Genomic DNA, 5190 nt, shown 5'->3' with positions numbered 1-5190 from the left:
GGTCCGTTGGTCAAGGGGTTAAGACACCGCCTTTTCACGGCGGTAACACGGGTTCGAATCCCGTACGGACTATGAGTGTATCGCGGTTAAGGTTGATAGGATTTTAAAAAAGTTAAAAAAACCTGTTGACAGAGAAAAACGACTGTGATATACTAATATAGTTGTCGCAAGCGCGACAAAGACCTTTGAAAACTGAACAAGACGAACCAATGTGCAGGGCACTATAACTAAGGTTATAGTACTGAACAATGAAAAAACAATAAATCTGTCAGTGACAGAAATGAGTGAGAACTCAAACTTTTAATGAGAGTTTGATCCTGGCTCAGGATGAACGCTGGCGGCGTGCCTAATACATGCAAGTAGAACGCTGAAGCTTGGTGCTTGCACCGAGCGGATGAGTTGCGAACGGGTGAGTAACGCGTAGGTAACCTGCCTGGTAGCGGGGGATAACTATTGGAAACGATAGCTAATACCGCATGACAACAGTTATTGCATGATAACTGTTTAAAAGGGGCAACTGCTCCACTACCAGATGGACCTGCGTTGTATTAGCTAGTTGGTGAGGTAACGGCTCACCAAGGCGACGATACATAGCCGACCTGAGAGGGTGATCGGCCACACTGGGACTGAGACACGGCCCAGACTCCTACGGGAGGCAGCAGTAGGGAATCTTCGGCAATGGACGGAAGTCTGACCGAGCAACGCCGCGTGAGTGAAGAAGGTTTTCGGATCGTAAAGCTCTGTTGTAAGAGAAGAACGAGTGTGAGAGTGGAAAGTTCACACTGTGACGGTATCTTACCAGAAAGGGACGGCTAACTACGTGCCAGCAGCCGCGGTAATACGTAGGTCCCGAGCGTTATCCGGATTTATTGGGCGTAAAGCGAGCGCAGGCGGTTAGATAAGTCTGAAGTTAAAGGCTGTGGCTTAACCATAGTACGCTTTGGAAACTGTTTAACTTGAGTGCAAGAGGGGAGAGTGGAATTCCATGTGTAGCGGTGAAATGCGTAGATATATGGAGGAACACCGGTGGCGAAAGCGGCTCTCTGGCTTGTAACTGACGCTGAGGCTCGAAAGCGTGGGGAGCAAACAGGATTAGATACCCTGGTAGTCCACGCCGTAAACGATGAGTGCTAGGTGTTAGGCCCTTTCCGGGGTTTAGTGCCGTAGCTAACGCATTAAGCACTCCGCCTGGGGAGTACGACCGCAAGGTTGAAACTCAAAGGAATTGACGGGGGCCCGCACAAGCGGTGGAGCATGTGGTTTAATTCGAAGCAACGCGAAGAACCTTACCAGGTCTTGACATCCCTCTGACCGCTCTAGAGATAGAGTTTTCCTTCGGGACAGAGGTGACAGGTGGTGCATGGTTGTCGTCAGCTCGTGTCGTGAGATGTTGGGTTAAGTCCCGCAACGAGCGCAACCCCTATTGTTAGTTGCCATCATTCAGTTGGGCACTCTAGCGAGACTGCCGGTAATAAACCGGAGGAAGGTGGGGATGACGTCAAATCATCATGCCCCTTATGACCTGGGCTACACACGTGCTACAATGGCTGGTACAACGAGTCGCAAGTCGGTGACGGCAAGCTAATCTCTTAAAGCCAGTCTCAGTTCGGATTGTAGGCTGCAACTCGCCTACATGAAGTCGGAATCGCTAGTAATCGCGGATCAGCACGCCGCGGTGAATACGTTCCCGGGCCTTGTACACACCGCCCGTCACACCACGAGAGTTTGTAACACCCGAAGTCGGTGAGGTAACCATTTGGAGCCAGCCGCCTAAGGTGGGATAGATGATTGGGGTGAAGTCGTAACAAGGTAGCCGTATCGGAAGGTGCGGCTGGATCACCTCCTTTCTAAGGATAAGGAAAGCACATTGGTCTTGTTTAGTCTTGAGAGGTCTTGTGGGGCCTTAGCTCAGCTGGGAGAGCGCCTGCTTTGCACGCAGGAGGTCAGCGGTTCGATCCCGCTAGGCTCCATTGGTGAGAGATCACCAAGTAATGCACATTGAAAATTGAATATCTATATCAAATAGTAACAAGAAAATAAACCGAAAACGCTGTAGTATTAATAAGAGTTTATGACTGAAAGGTCAAAAAAGTAAGGTTAAGTTAATAAGGGCGCACGGTGGATGCCTTGGCACTAGGAGCCGAAGAAGGACGTGACAAACGACGATATGCCTTGGGTAGCTGTAAGTAAGCGATGATCCAGGGATTTCCGAATGGGGGAACCCAACAGGTACTACCTGTTACCCATATCTGTTAAGGATATGAGGAGGAAGACGCAGTGAACTGAAACATCTAAGTAGCTGCAGGAAGAGAAAGCAAAAGCGATTGCCTTAGTAGCGGCGAGCGAAACGGCAGAAGGGCAAACCGAAGAGTTTACTCTTCGGGGTTGTAGGACTGCAATGTGGACTCAAAGATTATAGAAGAATGATATGGGAAGATCAGCCAAAGAGAGTGAGAGCCTCGTATTTTAAATAGTCTTTGTACCTAGCAGTATCCTGAGTACGGCGGGACACGTGAAATCCCGTCGGAATCTGGGAGGACCATCTCCCAACCCTAAATACTCCCTAGTGACCGATAGTGAACCAGTACCGTGAGGGAAAGGTGAAAAGCACCCCGGGAGGGGAGTGAAATAGAACCTGAAACCGTGTGCCTACAACAAGTTCGAGCCCGTTAATGGGTGAGAGCGTGCCTTTTGTAGAATGAACCGGCGAGTTACGATATGATGCGAGGTTAAGTTGAAGAGACGGAGCCGTAGGGAAACCGAGTCTGAATAGGGCGCATTAGTATCATGTCGTAGACCCGAAACCATGTGACCTACCCATGAGCAGGTTGAAGGTGCGGTAAGACGCACTGGAGGACCGAACCAGGGCACGTTGAAAAGTGCTTGGATGACTTGTGGGTAGCGGAGAAATTCCAAACGAACTTGGAGATAGCTGGTTCTCTCCGAAATAGCTTTAGGGCTAGCGTCGACATTAAGATTCTTGGAGGTAGAGCACTGTTTGGGTGAGGGGTCCATCCCGGATTACCAATCTCAGATAAACTCCGAATGCCAATGAATTATGGTCGGCAGTCAGACTGCGAGTGCTAAGATCCGTAGTCGAAAGGGAAACAGCCCAGACCACCAGCTAAGGTCCCAAAATAATTGTTAAGTGGAAAAGGATGTGGGGTTGCACAGACAACTAGGATGTTAGCTTAGAAGCAGCTATTCATTCAAAGAGTGCGTAATAGCTCACTAGTCGAGTGACCCTGCGCCGAAAATGTACCGGGGCTAAAACAATTTACCGAAGCTGTGGATACCTTTATAGGTATGGTAGGAGAGCGTTCTATGTGTGGTGAAGGTGTACCGTGAGGAGCGCTGGAACGCATAGAAGTGAGAATGCCGGTATGAGTAGCGAAAGACAGGTGAGAATCCTGTCCACCGTAAGACTAAGGTTTCCAGGGGAAGGCTCGTCCGCCCTGGGTTAGTCGGGACCTAAGGAGAGACCGAAAGGTGTATCCGATGGACAACAGGTTGATATTCCTGTACTAGAGTATGTAGTGATGGAGGGACGCAGTAGGCTAACTAAAGCAGACGATTGGAAGTGTCTGTCTAAGCAGTGAGGTGTGAACTGAGTCAAATGCTTAGTTCTATAACATTGAGCTGTGATGGGGAGCGAAGTTTAGTAGCGAAGTTAGTGACGTCACACTGCCAAGAAAAGCTTCTAGCGTTAAACATACTCTACCCGTACCGCAAACCGACACAGGTAGTCGAGGCGAGTAGCCTCAGGTGAGCGAGAGAACTCTCGTTAAGGAACTCGGCAAAATGACCCCGTAACTTCGGGAGAAGGGGTGCTGACTTTAGGTCAGCCGCAGTGAATAGGCCCAAGCAACTGTTTATCAAAAACACAGCTCTCTGCTAAATCGTAAGATGATGTATAGGGGGTGACGCCTGCCCGGTGCTGGAAGGTTAAGAGGAGTGCTTAGAGGTAACTCGAAGGTATGAATTGAAGCCCCAGTAAACGGCGGCCGTAACTATAACGGTCCTAAGGTAGCGAAATTCCTTGTCGGGTAAGTTCCGACCCGCACGAAAGGCGTAATGATTTGGGCACTGTCTCAACGAGAGACTCGGTGAAATTTTAGTACCTGTGAAGATGCAGGTTACCCGCGACAGGACGGAAAGACCCCATGGAGCTTTACTGCAGTTTGATATTGAGTGTCTGTACCACATGTACAGGATAGGTAGGAGTCTATGAGATCGGGACGCCAGTTTCGAAGGAGACGTTGTTGGGATACTACCCTTGTGTTATGGCCACTCTAACCCGGATAGGTGATCCCTATCGGAGACAGTGTCTGACGGGCAGTTTGACTGGGGCGGTCGCCTCCTAAAAGGTAACGGAGGCGCCCAAAGGTTCCCTCAGAATGGTTGGAAATCATTCGCAGAGTGTAAAGGTATAAGGGAGCTTGACTGCGAGAGCTACAACTCGAGCAGGGACGAAAGTCGGGCTTAGTGATCCGGTGGTTCCGTATGGAAGGGCCATCGCTCAACGGATAAAAGCTACCCTGGGGATAACAGGCTTATCTCCCCCAAGAGTTCACATCGACGGGGAGGTTTGGCACCTCGATGTCGGCTCGTCGCATCCTGGGGCTGTAGTCGGTCCCAAGGGTTGGGCTGTTCGCCCATTAAAGCGGCACGCGAGCTGGGTTCAGAACGTCGTGAGACAGTTCGGTCCCTATCCGTCGCGGGCGTAGGAAATTTGAGAGGATCTGCTCCTAGTACGAGAGGACCAGAGTGGACTTACCGCTGGTGTACCAGTTGTCTTGCCAAAGGCATCGCTGGGTAGCTATGTAGGGAAGGGATAAACGCTGAAAGCATCTAAGTGTGAAACCCACCTCAAGATGAGATTTCCCATGATTTTATATCAGTAAGAGCCCTGAGAGATGATCAGGTAGATAGGTTAGAAGTGGAAGTGTGGCGACACATGTAGCGGACTAATACTAATAGCTCGAGGACTTATCCAAAGTAACTGAGAATATGAAAGCGAAGTTTTTCTTGGTATTTGATAGATATTCAATTTTGAGTAGGTATTACTCAGAGTTAAGTGACGATAGCCTAGGAGATACACCTGTACCCATGCCGAACACAGAAGTTAAGCCCTAGAACGCCGGAAGTAGTTGGGGGTTGCCCCCTGTGAGATATGGAAGTCGCTTAGCT

Annotated in this window: 2 tRNA genes and 3 rRNA genes; all 5 read left to right on the top strand. The window is 49.7% G+C overall.

Annotated features, from left to right (window positions below):
• The 5 genes from ACXYSK_RS08840 (at nt 1) to rrf (ending at nt 5189) form a co-directional block, all read left to right on the top strand.
• Nucleotides 1-72: transfer RNA gene (locus ACXYSK_RS08840), tRNA-Glu, on the top strand.
• 227 nt (nt 73-299) lie between these two features.
• Nucleotides 300-1847 (top strand): 16S ribosomal RNA (locus ACXYSK_RS08835).
• Nucleotides 1848-1897: 50 nt separating this feature from the next.
• Nucleotides 1898-1970 (top strand) — tRNA-Ala (locus ACXYSK_RS08830).
• 125 nt (nt 1971-2095) lie between these two features.
• Nucleotides 2096-4997 (top strand): 23S ribosomal RNA (locus ACXYSK_RS08825).
• A gap of 76 nt (nt 4998-5073) precedes the next feature.
• Nucleotides 5074-5189: ribosomal RNA gene (rrf, locus tag ACXYSK_RS08820) — 5S ribosomal RNA — on the top strand.
• Together the 16S, 23S and 5S rRNA genes with 2 tRNA genes alongside form the textbook arrangement of a ribosomal RNA operon.
• Nucleotide 5190: the final 1 nt, after the last annotated feature.

The sequence above is a fragment of the Streptococcus sp. V919 genome, assembly GCF_054353475.1.
This window is presented reverse-complemented; position numbering and strand designations above follow the sequence as displayed.